General features: G+C 59.9%; 19 protein-coding genes. 7 read left to right on the top strand and 12 right to left on the bottom strand.

Going from position 1 to position 17322, the window contains the following annotated elements; all coding sequences use genetic code 11:
* Positions 1-33 precede the first annotated feature (33 nt).
* Positions 34-2103, bottom strand: coding sequence for an ATP-dependent DNA helicase RecG (gene recG / locus D3870_RS14915; RefSeq protein ID WP_119740286.1), 2070 nt, complete (start codon positions 2101-2103; stop codon positions 34-36).
* Positions 2104-2267: 164 nt separating this feature from the next.
* On the opposite strand from recG, the gene queA reads away from it, so the two are divergent.
* The 5 genes from queA to secF all read left to right on the top strand — a co-directional run bounded on the left by queA (position 2268) and on the right by secF (position 7714).
* Positions 2268-3290 (top strand): tRNA preQ1(34) S-adenosylmethionine ribosyltransferase-isomerase QueA, encoded by a 1023-nt coding sequence (gene queA, locus D3870_RS14910; RefSeq protein WP_119740284.1) that lies wholly within the window; start codon positions 2268-2270, stop codon positions 3288-3290.
* Complete coding sequence (gene tgt / locus D3870_RS14905; protein WP_119740282.1) at positions 3284-4411, top strand: tRNA guanosine(34) transglycosylase Tgt; 1128 nt, start codon at positions 3284-3286, stop codon at positions 4409-4411. Before queA ends, tgt begins: the two co-directional genes overlap by 7 nt.
* A gap of 128 nt (positions 4412-4539) precedes the next feature.
* Positions 4540-4809, top strand: a complete 270-nt coding sequence (yajC, locus tag D3870_RS14900; RefSeq protein ID WP_242490084.1) for a preprotein translocase subunit YajC — start codon at positions 4540-4542, stop codon at positions 4807-4809.
* Between the two features lie 75 nt (positions 4810-4884).
* Positions 4885-6744, top strand: a complete 1860-nt coding sequence (gene secD / locus D3870_RS14895) for a protein translocase subunit SecD (protein WP_119740278.1) — start codon at positions 4885-4887, stop codon at positions 6742-6744.
* A gap of 31 nt (positions 6745-6775) precedes the next feature.
* On the top strand, positions 6776-7714 hold the full coding sequence (secF, locus tag D3870_RS14890; RefSeq protein WP_119740276.1) for a protein translocase subunit SecF: 939 nt from the start codon (positions 6776-6778) through the stop codon (positions 7712-7714).
* Between the two features lie 69 nt (positions 7715-7783).
* Here the strand turns inward: secF and D3870_RS14885 are convergent, their stop codons facing one another.
* From D3870_RS14885 to purB, 5 genes are all read right to left on the bottom strand, one after another.
* Positions 7784-8287 carry a MarR family winged helix-turn-helix transcriptional regulator gene (locus D3870_RS14885; protein ID WP_340638446.1) on the bottom strand — a complete coding sequence of 168 codons (504 nt, stop codon included), beginning with the start codon at positions 8285-8287 and terminating at the stop codon, positions 7784-7786.
* A 13-nt stretch (positions 8288-8300) separates the two neighbouring features.
* Entirely contained in the window at positions 8301-8867 is a 567-nt protein-coding gene (locus D3870_RS14880; RefSeq protein ID WP_119740273.1) for a YceI family protein, read from the bottom strand.
* 35 nt (positions 8868-8902) lie between these two features.
* Positions 8903-9466 carry a YceI family protein gene (locus tag D3870_RS14875; RefSeq protein WP_119740271.1) on the bottom strand — a complete coding sequence of 188 codons (564 nt, stop codon included), beginning with the start codon at positions 9464-9466 and terminating at the stop codon, positions 8903-8905.
* Positions 9467-9496: 30 nt separating this feature from the next.
* Positions 9497-10021, bottom strand: coding sequence for a cytochrome b (locus D3870_RS14870; RefSeq protein WP_119740269.1), 525 nt, complete (start codon positions 10019-10021; stop codon positions 9497-9499).
* A 153-nt stretch (positions 10022-10174) separates the two neighbouring features.
* Positions 10175-11542, bottom strand: coding sequence for an adenylosuccinate lyase (gene purB / locus D3870_RS14865; protein ID WP_119740267.1), 1368 nt, complete (start codon positions 11540-11542; stop codon positions 10175-10177).
* Positions 11543-11728: 186 nt separating this feature from the next.
* Between purB and D3870_RS14860 the strand changes: the two genes are divergently transcribed.
* On the top strand, positions 11729-12337 hold the full coding sequence (locus D3870_RS14860) for a glutathione S-transferase C-terminal domain-containing protein (protein WP_119740265.1): 609 nt from the start codon (positions 11729-11731) through the stop codon (positions 12335-12337).
* A gap of 74 nt (positions 12338-12411) precedes the next feature.
* Here the strand turns inward: D3870_RS14860 and bfr are convergent, their stop codons facing one another.
* From bfr to D3870_RS14830, 6 genes are all read right to left on the bottom strand, one after another.
* A complete protein-coding gene (bfr, locus tag D3870_RS14855; protein WP_119742181.1) occupies positions 12412-12882 on the bottom strand; it encodes a bacterioferritin in 471 nt (156 codons plus the stop codon).
* A gap of 226 nt (positions 12883-13108) precedes the next feature.
* Positions 13109-13339, bottom strand: a complete 231-nt coding sequence (locus D3870_RS14850) for a (2Fe-2S)-binding protein (RefSeq protein WP_119740263.1) — start codon at positions 13337-13339, stop codon at positions 13109-13111.
* Positions 13340-13368: 29 nt separating this feature from the next.
* Positions 13369-13719 (bottom strand): hypothetical protein, encoded by a 351-nt coding sequence (locus tag D3870_RS14845; protein ID WP_119742179.1) that lies wholly within the window; start codon positions 13717-13719, stop codon positions 13369-13371.
* Positions 13720-13831: 112 nt separating this feature from the next.
* The gene (gene hemP, locus D3870_RS14840) at positions 13832-14011 is read right to left on the bottom strand and encodes a hemin uptake protein HemP (protein ID WP_119742177.1); all 180 of its coding nucleotides are present in this window, start codon (positions 14009-14011) and stop codon (positions 13832-13834) included.
* Between the two features lie 213 nt (positions 14012-14224).
* Positions 14225-15346: a tRNA 2-thiouridine(34) synthase MnmA gene (gene mnmA, locus D3870_RS14835; RefSeq protein ID WP_119740262.1), complete on the bottom strand. Its 1122-nt coding sequence runs from the start codon at positions 15344-15346 to the stop codon at positions 14225-14227.
* Complete coding sequence (locus D3870_RS14830; RefSeq protein WP_119740260.1) at positions 15343-15864, bottom strand: NUDIX hydrolase; 522 nt, start codon at positions 15862-15864, stop codon at positions 15343-15345. The genes mnmA and D3870_RS14830 overlap by 4 nt, the downstream gene beginning before the upstream one ends.
* A gap of 334 nt (positions 15865-16198) precedes the next feature.
* Here D3870_RS14830 and D3870_RS14825 point away from each other — a divergent pair, with 334 nt between their 5' ends.
* Complete coding sequence (locus tag D3870_RS14825) at positions 16199-17314, top strand: Re/Si-specific NAD(P)(+) transhydrogenase subunit alpha (protein ID WP_119740258.1); 1116 nt, start codon at positions 16199-16201, stop codon at positions 17312-17314.
* The last annotated feature ends 8 nt before the right edge of the window (positions 17315-17322 follow it).

Genomic DNA, 17322 nt, shown 5'->3' with positions numbered 1-17322 from the left:
CTCGGAATGACAGGCCGGCAAGCCCCGCACTGTCTACACCTTCAGGAACTCCTCGCGCCCGCCCAACCAGCGCGCCAGATGCGCATCCACGGTTGCCGGGTCGTCGCGCAAGAGCATCTGTGCAACATTGCGCGCCTTGTCCACCAGCCATTGATCGGTTTGCAGATCGGCAAAGCGCAGCATCGCCTCGCCGGATTGCCGTGCGCCAAGGAATTCACCCGGTCCGCGAATCTCGAGGTCGCGCCGCGCGATCTCGAAGCCGTCGGTCGTCTCGCGCATGGTCGCCAACCGCTGCTTTGCGGTCGGGCCGAGCGGGCTCTGGTACAGCAGCAGGCACACGCTCGCCGCCGTGCCGCGCCCGACACGCCCGCGCAGCTGATGCAGCTGCGACAGGCCGAAGCGTTCCGCATGCTCGATCACCATCAGCGAGGCATTCGGCACATCGACCCCGACTTCGATCACGGTGGTGGCGACCAGCACATGCGTGTCGCCGCGAATGAAGGCATCCATCACCATCTGCTTTTCGACCGGTTTCATGCGCCCGTGCACCAGCCCCACCCGCAAGTCGGGCAAGGCTTCCGCCAGCGTGGCGTGCGTGTCGGTCGCGGTCTGCAATTGCAGCGCTTCGGATTCCTCGATCAGCGGGCACACCCAGTACACCTGCCGGCCTTCGAGCGCGGCGGCGTGGATGCGCGCGATCACTTCCTCGCGCCGGTTCTGGTCGAGCACGCGCGTGACGATCGGCGTGCGTCCCGGCGGCAATTCGTCGATCACCGACACTTCAAGATCGGCGTAGTAGGTCATCGCCAGCGTGCGCGGAATCGGCGTGGCCGACATCATCAATTGATGCGGCACGCTCTGCCCGCTGGCCCCCTTGTTGCGCAACGCGAGACGCTGGCCGACGCCGAAGCGATGCTGCTCGTCCACGATCACGAGACCGAGCCTGGCGAACTCGACGCCCTCCTGGATCAGCGCATGCGTGCCGATCACGAGTTGCGCTGCGCCGGATTCGATCAGCGCCTGCGCCTCGTTTTTTTCCTTCTTCTTCAAACTGCCGGTCAGCCACGCCACGCGCACACCGAGCGGCTCCATCCACTGCGCGATCTTGCGGAAATGCTGTTCAGCCAGAATCTCGGTCGGCGCCATCAGCGCAGCCTGATAGCCGCTGTCGATGGCTTGCGCCGCCGCCAGTGCCGCGACCACGGTCTTGCCGCTGCCGACATCGCCCTGCAACAGGCGCTGCATCGGGAACGGTTCCACCAGATCGGCGCGGATTTCTGCCAGCACGCGCTGCTGCGCGGCAGTCAATGTGAAGGGCAGGGCGGCGAGGAAGGAGTTCGACAAGCCGCCGACGACAGGCAGTACGGCGGCGCTCCTGGCGCGCCGTGCTGCCTGCGCACGCTTGAGCGACAACTGCTGCGCCAGCAATTCGTCGAACTTCATGCGCGTCCATGCCGGGTGAGAGCGGTCTGCCAGTGCATGCTCGTCCACCGCGGGCGGCGGGTTGTGCAGCAATTTCACGGCTGCGTCGAACGAACCCAGCTGCAAGGACGACAGCAGCGCCGGCGACAGCGTGTCGCGCCAGTCGATGCGAGTCATGGCATTGGCGATCGCCTTGCGCAGATAGGCTTGCGACAAGCCTTCTCCCGAGGGATAGACAGGCGTCAACGCAGTCGGCAGCGGATCACCTTCCTGCACGATCTTGTACGTCGGATGCACCATCTCCGCGCCGAAAAAACCGTGACGCACTTCTCCTCGCGCACGCACGCGCACGCCTTGCGCCAACTGCTTGACCTGGCTGCCGTAGAAATTGAGAAAGCGCATCACCAGCTGGCTGGTCTCGTCCGCGACCGTCACCACCAATTGCCGGCGCGGCCGGTATTGAATTTCGCAGGAGGTAACGATGCCTTCCACCTGCGGCGCGCTGCCGGCCATGAAGTCCGCTTCGCGAATCGGCACGACCTTCGTTTCATCCTCGTAACGCAGCGGCAGATGCAGCACCAGGTCCATGTCCGAGCGCAGGCCGAGTTTGGCGAGTCTGGCCGCGCCGGTGTTCACCTTGCTTTTTTCTGATGCGGGGCGCTTTCCCTTGGTGGCGGGCATATCACGTATGTAAGAGCGGTAACGGGCTGGCAGGGCGTAAAATAGCGGGTTTGATTGCGGCATTCCGCCGCGTCCGCCATATTGCCGATGCAATGGCTGCAAATTTGCAAATGACGCAACCATAGCAGGTCTTCGCGTCGCCCGACATCCTCAACGCCTGTAGCATGTATTCACTTTCCGATTTCGATTTCGACTTGCCTCCCGAACTGATCGCGCAGACGCCGCTGCCGGAGCGCAGTGCGTCGCGTCTGCTGCACGTGGATGGCGACGCGTTGATCGATCGTGCATTTTCGGAAATTGTCGATCTGCTCACGCCGGGCGATCTGCTGGTATTCAACGACACGCGCGTGCTCAAGGCGCGCTTCTTCGGCGTCAAGGAAACCGGCGGCAAGGTTGAAGTCTTGATCGAGCGCGTGCTCGACGACCGCAGCGTGCATGCACAGGTGCGCGCTTCCAAGTCGCCGCCGCCAGGCAGTTGCATCCGTCTGGCGGATGCGTTCGATGTGACAGTCGGCGAGCGGGCCGGCGAGTTCTACACGCTGGAATTTCCGTCGAATGTGTTCGAGCTGATCGACGCGCATGGCCGCCTGCCGTTGCCGCCTTACATCGATCACGCGGCGGACGAGTTCGACGAAAAACGCTACCAGACCGTGTATGCGAAGGAACCGGGCGCGGTCGCCGCACCGACCGCCGGGCTGCATTTCGATCAGGCGCTGCTCGACAAGTTGCACGCGAAAGGCGTGCAGTGCGCCTTCGTCACGCTGCATGTCGGTGCCGGCACCTTCCAGCCGGTCCGCGTCGAGAATCTTGCGGAACACAAGATGCACAGCGAGTGGTACACCATTTCCCAGGCGACCGTTGATGCAGTGCGTGCCGCCAGGGCCGCAGGCCGCAATGTCATCGCGGTCGGCACTACCAGCCTGCGCGCGCTGGAATCCGCGTCGCAATCGGGCGAGCTGCAAGCAGGCAGCGCGGATACCGCACTGTTCATCACACCCGGCTATGTCTTCAAAACCGTTGATCGACTGATCACCAATTTCCACCTGCCCAAGTCGACCCTGCTGATGCTCGTCTCTGCCTTTGCAGGTTATGAGCGCATCCGCGCCGCCTACGCGCATGCCATCGCGCAGCGCTACCGCTTTTTCAGCTATGGCGATGCAATGTTACTAACCGGAACAACATGCTGAATTTCAAACTCATCAAGACCGACGGCAAGGCCCGTCGCGGCCGTCTGACGCTCAATCACGGCGTGGTCGAAACGCCGATCTTCATGCCGGTCGGCACCTACGGCTCGGTGAAGGCGATGTCGCCGCTCGAACTGCACGATATCGATGCGCAAATCATTCTCGGCAACACGTTCCATCTGTGGCTGCGGCCCGGCCTCGATGTAGTGAGCAAATTCGACGGCCTGCATCGGTTCATCGGCTGGAGCAAGCCGATCCTGACCGACTCTGGCGGCTTTCAGGTGTTCTCGCTCGGTGCGATGCGCAAGATCACGGAAGAGGGCGTCAAGTTCGCCTCGCCGATCAATGGCGATAAGCTGTTCCTGTCGCCGGAAATCTCGATGCAGATCCAGCGCGTGCTCAATTCCGACATCGTGATGCAGTTCGACGAATGCACGCCGTATGAAATCAATGGCCGTCCCGCGACCGAGGCCGAAGCAGCGACATCGATGCGCATGTCCCTGCGCTGGGGCAAACGCTCGCGTGATGAATTCGACAAGGGCGAAAATCCGAATGCCTTGTTCGGCATCGTGCAAGGCGGCATGTTCGAGCATCTGCGCGACGAGTCGCTGGCCGGCCTGCAGGAAATCGGCTACGACGGCTACGCCATCGGCGGCCTGTCGGTGGGTGAGCCGAAGGAAGACATGATGCGTGTGCTGGAACATGTCGGTCCGCGCTTGCCGGCCGACAAGCCGCATTATCTGATGGGCGTCGGCACGCCGGAAGATCTGGTGGCTGGGGTGGCCAACGGCGTGGACATGTTCGATTGCGTGATGCCGACGCGCAATGCGCGCAACGGCTGGCTGTTCACGCGCTTCGGCGACCTCAAGATCAAGAATGCACGTTACAAGGATGACGAGAAACCGCTCGACGAAAGCTGCGAATGTTATGCATGTCGCAACTTTTCCCGCGCCTACTTGTACCATTTGCATCGGGCCGGAGAAATCCTCGGCGCCCGGCTCAATACCATTCACAATCTTCACTATTACCTGCAACTGATGCGCGAGATGCGGGCCGCCATCGACGCCGACCGATTCCAGGCATTCGTTGTCCAATTCCATGCGGATCGCGCCCGCGGCGTCTAGGTGGATTCCCGATCAAGAAAACGACGCCCCGATGCTAGAATGCGGGGTTTATTCATTACAACAACTTGGAGCGTAACGTGTTCATTTCCAACGCATTTGCACAAACCCCGGCCGGCGCCGAAAGCAGCATGATGAGCTTTTTGCCAATCATCCTGATGTTCGTGGTGTTGTACTTCCTGATGATTCGTCCGCAGATGAAGCGCCAGAAGGAACAGAAGTCCATGATGGAAGCGCTCGCCAAGGGCGATGAAGTTGTCACCGCCGGCGGCATCCTCGGCAAGGTCGTCAAGGTGACCGATGCCTACGTCACGCTCGAAATCGCCGACGGCACCGAAGTCGTCGCGCAAAAAGCCTCAGTGGCAACGCTGCTGCCCAAGGGCACCATCAAATCGCTGTAATCGGATTGACGTGCGGCACCGGTTGCATCGGTGCCGCCAGTGCCATCGGTGCTCGACTTTCAACGCTGAACCACTATGAATCGCTATCCACTCTGGAAATACATTGTCATCGTCATCGCGCTGATCTTCGGCGCGCTGTACACGATTCCCAACTTCTTCGGCGAATCGCCCGCAGTGCAGATCAGCAGCGCGAAGGCCACCGTGAAGGTCGACAGCGCGATGATGGCGCGCGTCGAGCAGGCGCTGCAAAAGGCCGACCTCAAGCCGGAGGGCGTGATGTACGACATCAGCGGCACGCACGGTTCGGTGCGCGCCCGCTTTGCCGATACCGATACGCAATTCAAGGCCAAGGCACTGCTTGAGAAAGAGTTGAACGCCGATCCGGCCGATCCGACCTACCTCGTCGCCTTCAATCTGCTGTCGAATACGCCGGCATGGCTGCAATCGTTGCATGCCCTGCCGATGTCGCTGGGCCTCGATCTGCGCGGCGGCGTGCACTTCCTGATGCAAGTCGATATCAAGGCGGTCATGAACAAGCGCGTGCAAGGCTTGCAGTCCAGCGTGCGCAGCGTGTTGCGCGACAAGAATGTGCGTCACGCCGGCATCAATCGCAGCGGCGACGCCATCGAAATCAAGTTCCGCGAGCCGGAAACCCGCGCCAGGGCCAAGGACGTCATCGCCTCTCAACTGCCGGAACTGGCCCTGACCGAAGCGGCCGATGCCGACTTCACGCTGACCGCCGCGTTGAAGCCGGAAGCCTTGAAGCAGACGGTTGAAAACGCCGTGCAGCAAAACATTACCACCCTGTCCAAGCGCGTCAACGAGCTCGGCGTGGCCGAGCCGCTGATCCAGCGCCAGGGCGCGGACCGCATCGTGGTGCAATTGCCGGGCGTGCAGGACGTCTCGCGGGCGAAGGATATCATCGGTCGCACCGCGACACTGGAAGTGCGCATGGTCGATGAGTCGGTCACGCGCGGCACGGAGGAAACGGCGACAGTGCCGTTCGGCTCCGAGCTGTTCAAGGTCGGCAAGGGCGCGCCGGTGGTGCTGTACAGGGATCCTGTGATCACCGGCGACTATATTTCCAACGCCTCGGCCAGCTTCGACCAGAACCAGCAACCCTCGGTCAGCATCGATCTGAACGGCGACGGCGGCCGCAAGATGCGCGACGCGACGCGCGAGAAGGTCGGCAAGTCGATGGCGATCGTGCTGTTCGAAAAGAACAAGGGCGAGGTGCTGACAGTTGCCACCATTCGCGACGAGCTGGGTTCGCGCTTCCAGATCACCGGCATGGGTTCGTCCGAGGCGGCGTCCGACCTCGCGCTGCTGCTGCGCGCCGGTTCGCTGGCGGCACCGATGGAAATCATCGAGGAACGCACCATCGGCCCGCAGCTTGGCGCGGACAACATCGAGAAAGGCTTCAAGTCAACCCTGTACGGCTTCCTCGCGATCGCTGTCTTCATGATGCTGTACTACCATCTGTTCGGCTTCTTCAGCGTGCTGGCGCTGGCGGTGAACGTGTTCCTGCTGATCGCGCTGCTGTCCCTGCTGCAGGCGACGCTGTCGCTCCCGGGTATCGCGGCGATTGCGCTTGCGCTCGGCATGGCAATCGATGCCAACGTGCTGATCAATGAACGCATTCGCGAAGAGCTACGTGCCGGCAATTCGCCGCAGGCTGCCATTGCCATCGGTTTCGACCGCGCGTGGGCGACGATTCTGGATTCCAACGTGACGACCCTGATTGTCGGCCTTGCGCTGCTGATTTTCGGTTCGGGCCCGGTGCGCGGCTTCGCGGTCGTGCACAGTCTCGGGATTCTCACCTCGATTTTCTCGGCGGTGTTCGTGTCGCGCGGCGTGGTCAACCTGTGGTACGGCCGCAAGAAGAAGCTCACCTCGATCTCGATCGGCCAGATCTGGAAACCCGGTCAGGCATAGCGCAAAGCGTCATTGGATAACAGGATTCAACATGGAATTTTTCCGCATCAAAAGAGACATCCCCTTCATGCGCAATGCGCTGCTCTTCAACGTGATCTCTCTGCTCACGTTCGTTGCGGCGGTGTTCTTCCTTTGGCAAAAGGGCCTGCATCTGTCGGTCGAATTTACCGGCGGCACGGTGATGGAAGTCACCTATTCGAAGCCGGCGAACATCGAAGGCATTCGCAAATCCATCGAAGGTCTGGGATTTGCCGACACGCAAGTGCAGAGCTTCGGCACGGCGCAGGACGTGATGATCCGCATGCCGCTCATCAAGGGCCTCACGTCGGCGCAGCAAAGCGAGAAGGTGATCTCCACACTGAAGGCGCAAGACCCGGACGTGAAGCTGCAACGGGTCGAATTCGTCGGGCCGCAGGTCGGCGAGGAACTCACGCATGATGGCTTGATGGCGCTGGTGATGGTGGTGGCCGGCGTGATGATTTATCTCGCGCTCCGCTTCGAATGGAAGTACGCGGTCTCCGCCATCATCGCCAACCTGCACGACGTGGTGATCATCCTCGGTTTCTTCGCCTTCTTCCAGTGGGAGTTCTCGCTCTCGGTGCTGGCCGGCGTACTGGCGGTGCTCGGCTATTCGGTCAACGAATCGGTCGTGATCTTCGACCGGATTCGCGAAAACTTCCGCAAGCTGCGCAAGGCTTCCGTCATCGAAGTGATCGACAATGCGATCACCAGCACGATTTCCCGTACCATCATCACGCACGGCTGCACCCAGATGATGGTGCTGTCGATGCTCTTGTTCGGCGGCCCGACCCTGCATAACTTCGCTCTGGCCCTGACCATCGGCATTCTGTTCGGCATCTACTCGTCGGTGTTCGTTGCGGCCGCCGTGGCCATGTGGCTGGGCATCAAGCGGGAGGATTTGATCAAGCCGGTCAAGGAAAAGGACGAAACGGATGGCGCTGTCGTGTGACGCGCAATACCTGTCCCGTAAAAAAGCCGGTCTTCGAACCGGTTTTTTTACTTTTTACTGACTTACTTTTTACTGACTGGTCGGATTGCCTGCTGCCAGCCGCTGTTTCAGTGTCGCAAGCTCTCGTTCCAGAGCGGAGAATTCCTCATCGCTGTATTGCACAAAAAGCTGTCTGCAGTACTGCATGTGTTCGGCGAAGGCGCACTCGAATTCGTGCTGTCCCTTTGCCGTAAGCCGCACGATCATGCTGCGCCGGTCTTCGGGTTTGGTGCTGCGTTCGACCAGCCCCTTGCCTTCCAGTCGCGCAACGACGCCGGTCAGCGTACCCTTGGTAATCAGCGTCCTTTCGCCCAGTTCCTTGAATGACATGCCGGATGTATTGCCGAGCGTGGCGATGATGTCGAACTGTGCAGGTGTGAGATTGAGCGAACGCACGTGCATGGAGGAGATGTGCTCGAACGCGTGATAGCACTCGGCGAGCAGGCGGATGCTGCGCAGGAATCGCTCTTTCATGGTGTGGACGATTGGAAGACGAGAAAGAAAAAAGCCGGTGCGCATGTCACCGGCTTGCATGGAGCCTGGTCGATCAGTCGGCCTTGATGGCTTCTACCTGAATCGCGAGCTTCACTTCAGATGCAAATCTCGGCGTGCCGTAATTCAGGCCGAAGTCGGTGCGCTTGAACTCCGCGGTGGCGTCCGCTCCGCACACTTCGCGCTTGAACATCGGATGCTGGATGCATTTGAACTTGCCGATGGCGAGCGTGACGGGTTTTGTCACGCCGAGCATCGTCAGGTCGCCTTCCACCGCGACCGGCTTGTCGCCGTCGAACTTGATTGCCTTGCCCTTATAGGTGATGGTCGGGAACTGCTCGACATTGAACATGTCCTTGGACTTGGCATGATCGTTCATCTTGGTGTGGCCGAAATCGAGAGAATTGGCCTCGATCGCGATGTCCACGGTACCGGTCTTCGCCGCACGGTCGAGACTGATCTTGCCGCTGGTTTTGGTGAATTTGCCGCGCCAAACCGAGATGCCCAGGTGGTCCGCTTCAAAGCTCGGGTACGTATGGTTCGGCTCGATGTTGTAGACATCGGCAAAGGCGGAGGTGGCGCTGACTGCCAGCAGGGCGGCGGCGATGTGCTTCAGTTTCATTTGGCTTCCTTGGAGAGAGAGGGTTTTCTTGCTGACTACTGCGCCGTGACGACGCGGAACTTGATGACGACTTCATCGGCGACCATGCTGGTGTCCTTCCATTCGCCTTCTCCGATGTTGAAGGTCAGCCGCTTGATCGGCAGCGCGCCTTCAAAAACCTGATTGGCGCCTTCCTTCTTCACGGTGAGCGGAAAGCTGACGTCGGCCGTCTTGCCCTTGATGGTGAGCTTGCCCGCGACATCGAGCTTGCCGCCCGCGCCCGGCTTGAGTGCGCTTGAGACGAAGCTTGCTTTCGCATATTGCGCGCCGTTGAACCATTCCTTTTTCTGCGCTTCCTTGTTGAATTCGGGGTCGCCAAGGTCGAAGCTGCCGATGTCGATTTCCATGCTGGCTTTCGATGCCTCTGGCCTGGCGCTGTCGAAGTCGATCTGCGCGTTGAACTTCTTGAACTTTCCTTCGACCGGCACATTCATTTGCTTGAACACGGCGGACACCGCGCTTCTGGATGGGTCGGTCTTGAGCGCGGCGGCAATGGCCGGCAATGTGAGTGCAAGCGCAACGGCGGCAGCGGTGCGGCGCAGAATGGAACGGTTCAGCATGGGCGCGTCCTGTGTGGAGAGGGTGAAAGGTCAGGGCAGCATGCGTTTGAGCACGCCGTCCTTGTCGATGAAATGATGCTTGAGCGCCGCCAGCAGGTGCAAGGCAATGGCGCTCAACAGCAGCATGTTGAATGCGTAATGGACCTGCTTGAGCACGGCCTTCAATTCCGGATCGGCATCGATGAAGACCGGCAGGGGCACGACGCCGAGATATACCACCGGCACGCCGGCGGCGAGGCTGTAGAAATAGCCCGATAGCGGGATCGCGAAAATCAGTAGATACAGCAAGCCGTGCAGCGCATGCGCCGCTTTCTGCTGCCAGCCGGGCATGTTGCCGGGATAGGCTGGCGCTGCATGGGTCAGCCGCCACAGGATTCGCAGGCAGGCCAATCCCAGCACGGTCACGCCCAGCCACTTGTGCCATGAATAATATTTGAGTTTCGTCGGCGTCAGCCCCGGAATGTCGACCATGGTCACCCCCAGTGCGAAGGCGGACACGATCAGCAAGGCCGTCAGCCAATGCAGGACAATCGCGGGAATCGTGTAGCGTTGCATTGCGGGATCTCCGGTCGAATGACACTGGAAGTGCCAATGTTTCTTGTAATTAATTAGTTTGAGGTAGGACTAATATAGCAAAAAAATTTCGCTGCTGCAGCGGCCGGTTTCCCGGCCGCAACGCATGCAGCGAAATCAAATGTCAAACCATTATCAGACCTTGCGGGCCAGTTTGGCAGCGTGTCCGATGTAATTGGCCGGCGTCATCGCCAGCAGATGGTCCTTCGCCTGCTGCGGGATGGCGAGGCCGTTGATGAAGTCGCGCAAGGCCTCCTTCGAAATGCCTTTGCCGCGCGTCAGTTCCTTCAACTGTTCATACGGATTCTCGATGCCATAGCGACGCATCACGGTCTGCACCGGCTCGGCCAGCACTTCCCATGTCGCGTCGAGGTCTTCCGCCAGGCGGGCCGGATTGACTTCCAGCTTGTTCAAGCCGCGCAGGCAGCTGTCATACGCCAGCACCGCGTAGCCGAAGGCGACGCCGATGTTGCGCAACACGGTGGAGTCGGTCAGGTCGCGCTGCCAGCGCGATACCGGCAGCTTCTCCGAGAGATGCTTGAGCAAGGCGTTGGCGAGGCCGAGATTGCCCTCGGAATTCTCGAAGTCGATCGGGTTCACCTTGTGCGGCATGGTGGACGAACCGATTTCACCGGCCTTGGTGCGCTGCTTGAAATAGCCGAGCGAAATGTAGCCCCAGACGTCGCGGTTCAGGTCGAGCAGGATCGTGTTGGCGCGCGCGATGGCGTCGAACATTTCGGCCATGTAGTCGTGCGGCTCGATCTGGATCGTGTATGGATTGAAGGTCAGGCCGAGGCGCTGTTCGATCACGCTCTTCGAGAACGTCTCCCAGTCGAAATCGGGATAGGCGGACAGATGCGCATTGTAGTTGCCGACCGCACCGTTCATCTTGCCGAGGATTTCGACGGCGGCAATGCGCTGTTCCGCGCGCTTCAGACGTGCCACCACGTTGGCGATTTCCTTGCCGAGCGTGGTCGGGCTGGCCGGCTGGCCATGGGTGCGCGATAGCATCGGCAAGTCGGCATTGACGTGCGCCAATTCGGTCAGCTTCGCGATCACGGATTGCAGCGATGGCAATACCACAGTGTCGCGCGCCGCCTTCAGCATCATGCCGTGCGAGGTGTTGTTGATATCTTCAGAGGTGCAGGCGAAGTGAATGAATTCGGAAGCGGCAACCAGCTCCGGCACATCCTTCACCTTTTCCTTCAGCCAGTATTCGACCGCTTTCACATCGTGGTTGGTAACGGCTTCGATTTCCTTGATGCGTTGCGCGTCGGCTTCATTGAATTCGGCGGCAAGCTTGTCAAGCAGCGTGTTTGCGGCGGCGGAAAACGGTTTGATTTCAGCGAAGCCCGCGTTGGACAAGGCTTGCAGCCACGCGATTTCGACCTTCACGCGGTGATGCATGAAACCCGCCTCGGACAGGATCGGGCGCAGCTTGTCGGTTTTGGCGGCGTAGCGGCCGTCAAGCGGGGAAAGGGCGGAGAGGGTGGAAAGCGACATGATAGTGAAAAGCGTGAGGTAAGTAAAAATTGCGCGAAGTACCGCGCAAGAACGATGCAGTCCGACATTTTACCACCCGCGCTTGCGCCAAAAAGCCGCGCCCGGCGCATGGCTGGCGAGGCGCGGGAGCAATATCGTGACGTACCTCAATGTTATAATCGCCGCCATTTCTTACACTGTGCATCTATGAAACTCGTCGGTTCCATCGCCAGCCCCTATGTCCGCAAAGTCCGCGTTGTCATGGCGGAGAAGAAGCTCGACTACGCGCTGATTCTGGACGATGTATGGGCCGCCGATACCCGGATTCATCAATCCAATCCGCTGGGTAAAGTGCCCTGCCTGGTCATGGAAGACGGTGGCGCGATGTTTGATTCGCGCGTCATTGTTGAATATCTCGATACCATGACGCCGGTGTGCAAGCTGATTCCGCCCAACGGCCGCGAGCGCGCCGAAGTGAAGTGCTGGGAAGCGCTGGCCGATGGCGTGCTCGATGCCGGCGTGCTGGTCCGTCTGGAAAGAACCAGGCGTCCCGAAGCGCAGCAAAGCGCGGAATGGATCGAGCGTCAGATGCTCAAGGTGCATGCCGGCCTGAAGGCCATGTCGACCGGCCTGAAGGACAAGCCGTTCTGCGCCGGCACGCATTACTCGCTGGCGGACGTGGCAGTCGGCTGCGCACTCGGCTGGCTGTCGTTCCGTTTTCCTGAAATCGATTGGCGCGGCGACTATCCGAATCTCGTCAAGCTGTTCGACAAGTTGTCCGAGCGCGCATCGTTCAAGGACACCGTGCCGCAATAAGGCGCGCTGTCGCAAATGCAAAGGGCCGTCGAGCGTTATGCCCGACGGCCCTTTGATTTTTGCGCAACGCCGAATCAGGCTTCCATCTGCGTCTGCAGGTAGTTCTGCAAGCCGACCTTGTCGATTAGTTCAATCTGCGTCTCGATCCATTCGATGTGTTCTTCCGTATCGTCGAGTATCTCGGTCAGGAGGTCGCGCGACACATAATCGCCGGCCGCCTCGCATGCCGTGATCCCGTCTTTCAGCGTTTGGTGAGACATGTGCTCCAGCTTCAAATCCGCCTTCAGCATTTCAGGTGCCGACTCGCCGACCATCAGTTTGTGCAATGCCTGCAGATTCGGCAATCCGTCGAGCATCAGGATGCGGTTGACGAGCTTGTCCGCATGCTTCATCTCGTCGATGGATTCCTCGTATTCCTTCTTGCCGAGTTTTGAGAGCCCCCAATGCTGGTACATGCGCGCATGGAGGAAGTACTGGTTGATCGCGGTGAGTTCGTTGGTGAGCTGGCTGTTCAACAGCTTGATGATGTTGGGATCGCCCTTCATGGCAGCCTCGGTGTCTTGGATGGGAAACAGGCGTTTGCCGGTTGCGCCGATTGGCAAACGTGGCATGACTCATCATAGCTCACGACGCGGCGTTTGCCATTATCCCGGGCTCATTTCGTTAGCTGGAATCATTCGCATTTCCGCAGCAGGGATACGTGCAGGACAGCAATGCATTGGAGGCGTTTTTACAGGAGGCGAGGGGCTTGCATGTCGTTGTTTGCCTTCCTCAGGCGGCGAGCGCGTTGCAGTGGAATACCAATGGCTGTTCCTGCGCACAGGTTTTCTGCTTGATGTCTGCAACGCATTCCCGCAGCACTTGCTTTGCATGCGGATGGCATTTGCCGCAGCAGGTTCCGACGCTCAGGCAGTCGCGCAATTGCGGCATGGACGTCATCCCGCCATCGACAGCTTGACGGATTTTGCGTTCAGAGACGTTGTTGCAGATACAGACGATCATGAAAGTGGACCTTGTTGTTGCGAATGATGCTAAAGAAATTGATCAAGTTCAAATGGCTTGCCGGTATTTCTGCCAGCCCCGGCGACGAGTCTGGCGAACAGGCTGGAGCGTTCCGGCCGCGGCATTGATTGCGCCACCACGCTGGCCCAATGCTCCGACAGCTGCCGGCATGTTGCCCTGAGCACCGGCGCCAGATCGGACAGCTCGGCCAGCGCCTTCAAATGGCGTTCGATCGCCGGTGCCAGCCCGGCGCAATTGGCTTCCTGACTGGCAGCGCTGTAGTGCGACATCAGGTGCAGCACCGAGGAAACCAGCATCTCGGGCCTTGCCGGTGCACTGTCCGCTTCAAGCGGTTCCGGATACATGTCATCGTTAGCCATCAATTGCGCCTTCTCGGGTTTCACCGGCTGCCGCAGGAGGGGAAGTAGTGAATCTCGCGTGGATTGGCGTGGACTGCCACGCCATGACCGGACATGCGCAAGATTCGCGTTTTCATGCGGTCAGGATCAGCTTGTTCAACTGCGTTACCCGCAAGCGATAGATGCGGCCATGGTGGTCGATTTCTATCTCGCGTGACCGCTGAAGCAGTTCCTCGCTCTTGATCCGTATAAGAGGAGAAGCGGCCGCCACCGCTTCATGCGGCGCGGCAGCGGCTTCGCATTGCGCTTCCATCGGAGAGGTTTGCAGCATATCTGGCCTTTTTGTAAATGCGAATAATTCTTATTTAGATTATTTGGCATTTCAAGGAGGAATGCAAGGGTTTTTCGTCAAGTTGTTGCCGGTCGATGCGCGGCCGGTCCCGTCATCGCTGCGATGCAGTGACGGGATGCATTTTGATCAATGAGGGGGGGTCGAAGGCGCCTTGCAAGGCGCCTTCGTTTTTCTTCAGGGAGCGGCTGCGGAGTGGATGATGCCGCCGCCGAGACAGACGTCGCCTTGATACAGGACGGCGGACTGGCCGGGCGTGACCGCCCATTGCGGCGTTGAAAACGTCAGCGTGAACTCGTCGGGATCCGCGTCATGGAGTGCGCATGCGACATCTGCCTGCCGGTAGCGGGTCTTGGCGGACAGTTCCGCCACGTCGGGCGCTTGTCCGGAAATCCAGCTCGTCTGATGTGCCGTCAGGGAGGAAGAGAGCAGCCAGGGATGGTCGTGGCCTTGCACCACGTAGAGCGTGTTGTTCTCGACATCCTTGCGGGCGACATACCATGCATCGTTGGTGCCTTCGCTGTTCTGGTAGGACTTGATGCCGCCCAGGCCGATTCCCTTGCGCTGGCCCAGCGTGTAAAAGCTCAGGCCAACGTGCGTGCCGACGGTGGTGCCGTCCGGGGTCTTCATCGGCCCCGGTTGGTAGGACAGGTAGCGGTTCAGGAATTCGCGGAAAGGGCGTTCGCCGATGAAGCAGATGCCGGTCGAATCCTTTTTCTTCGCATTCGGCAGGCCGATCTTTTCGGCGATCTTGCGCACTTCCGTCTTGTGGATATCGCCAAGCGGGAACAGGGTCTTCGACAGTTGGGTCTGATTCAGCCGGTGCAGGAAGTAGCTTTGATCCTTGCTTGCATCGACGGCCTTGAGCAGCTCGAAACGGCTGGCGTTCGCGCCCGACTTCACTTCACGCACGCGTGCGTAATGCCCGGTGGCGATCAGGTCCGCGCCGAGCTTCATCGCATGGTCGAGGAAGGCCTTGAACTTGATCTCGGCATTGCACAAGACATCGGGGTTGGGCGTACGTCCGGCCTGGTATTCCCGCAGGAATTCGGCGAACACGCGATCCTTGTATTCGGCGGCGAAATTCACCGCCTCGATATCGACGCCGACCACATCGGCGACGCTCGCCGCATCGATCCAGTCCTGGCGCGTCGAGCAGTATTCCGAATCGTCATCGTCTTCCCAGTTCTTCATGAACAGGCCGATGACTTCGTATCCCTGTTCCTTCAACAGCCACGCCGACACGGAGGAATCGACGCCGCCGGACATGCCGATGACGACTCTTTTTCTTGAACTCATTTTGAAACGATTTTCAGGAGCGGTCGGGCGCTGGAAATTGGCAGCTCGCCGATCGCATCCGGGTGGGTGTACATGAGGGACAAGGGGGCGCGCTGACCTGCCAGGTAATCATCGATGCAGCGCAGAACCAGCGGGCTGCGATGCTTGTCTTCGCATGCCACCAATTCCTCGCGTGTCATCCAGACCGTGCGCAGGATGCCTTCGTCGAGCGGGAGGTCATGCTCCGCGCCCAGCTCGCCGGCGAACGCAAAGCGCAGATACGTGACTTCCAGTCCGGTGCGCGACGACAGGTAACGCGCCATGTACATGCCGACCAGCGCCGTGGGCGAAAAATCATGCGCGGCTTCCTCCAGCGTCTCGCGCGTCACCGCCTGTGGCAGCGACTCGCCCGGATCGAGGTGGCCGGCCGGCTGATTGAAACGAATGCCATCGCTGGTTTCTTCTTCAACCAGCAGAAAACGGCCATCACGTTCAATGATGGCAGCAACCGTGACAGAAGGTTTCCAAACGTCAGACATAGTATCCCTTGAGAGAGGACGCCATTCTACCGTGCATGCACAGCACATGCCCGATGCGGTTCGCTGGCGCGCAAGATAATGGTTAGAAAGAAAGGATTGCTCCAAAAAGACCGAAAATGATTGATATTTCGTAACTTTTGATGCTCAATGATTTGGCAATGTTTCAAAAGCATGGGAGATTTCTTTTTCGGCAATTTCACGCTTGGCTATTCTACTGAGTTTGAAACATGCCATTTCGACAAAATCAGCTTGCATTCTTAAAAAAGAACGGTTGTGCTAATTTTGCGAGTCCGTGTAAGATTCACGCAAGAATTTCAATAATCTGGAGAAGCTCATGAGAATCGGCATACCCGCCGAAACGCGGCAGGGCGAGACCCGCGTCGCGGCGACGCCGGAAACGGTGAAAAAACTTGTCGCAGCCAGGCACGACGTGATCGTGCAATCGGGTGCCGGCATCTCCTCGAGCATCACCGATGACGCCTATGCCGCCGCCGGCGCGCAGCTGGGCACTGCCGCCGACGCTTTCGCAGCGGACATGGTGCTGAAGGTGCGCGCGCCCTCCGCCGAGGAACGTGCCCAATTGAAATCCGGCACGGTCGTGATCGGCATGTTGAATCCCTTCGACGCCGACAACACCGCCGCCATGGCGAGCACCGGGCTGACCGCGTTCGCGCTGGAAGCCGCGCCGCGCATCACGCGCGCGCAATCGATGGATGTCTTGTCCTCGCAAGCCAACATCGCCGGCTACAAGGCCGTGATGCTGGCCGCCAACACCTACCAGCGCTTCATGCCGATGCTGATGACCGCCGCCGGCACGGTGAAAGCTGCACGCGTCTTGATCATGGGCGTCGGCGTGGCCGGTCTGCAGGCCATTGCCACCGCCAAGCGCCTCGGCGCCGTGATCGAAGCCTCCGACGTGCGCCCGCCGGTCAAGGAACAGGTGGAGTCGCTCGGCGCGAAATTCATTGACGTCCCCTTCCTGACCGACGAGGAACGCGAAATCGCGCAAGGCACGGGCGGCTACGCGCGGCCGATGCCGGCCGACTGGATGCGAAGGCAAGCCGAACTGGTGCACGAGCGCGCCAGGCAGGCCGACATCATCATCACCACCGCGCTGATCCCGGGCCGCAAGGCGCCGATCCTGATCGGCGAAGACACGGTGAAAGCCATGAAGCCCGGCTCGGTGATCGTCGACATGGCGATCGAGCAGGGCGGCAACTGCCCGCTGACCGAACTGGGCAAGACCGTCACCAGGCACGGCGTGCACCTCATCGGCGAGCCGAACCTGGCGGCGCTGGTGGCGGCCGATGCCTCGGCGCTATATTCGCGCAACGTGCTCGACTTCCTCAAGCTGGTGTTCGACCAGGAAGGCAACTTCATCCTCAACCGCGACGACGAAATCGTCGCAGCCACGCTGCTGTGTTCTGGTGGCGAAGTTCTACGTAAATAAGGAAATAC

Origin of the sequence: Noviherbaspirillum cavernae, from assembly GCF_003590875.1 — a bacterium.
Classification (GTDB): Bacteria; Pseudomonadota; Gammaproteobacteria; order Burkholderiales; family Burkholderiaceae_D; genus Noviherbaspirillum; species Noviherbaspirillum cavernae.
The sequence above is the reverse complement of the archived record's forward strand: the minus strand, read 5'-3'. Positions and strand labels throughout refer to the sequence as shown.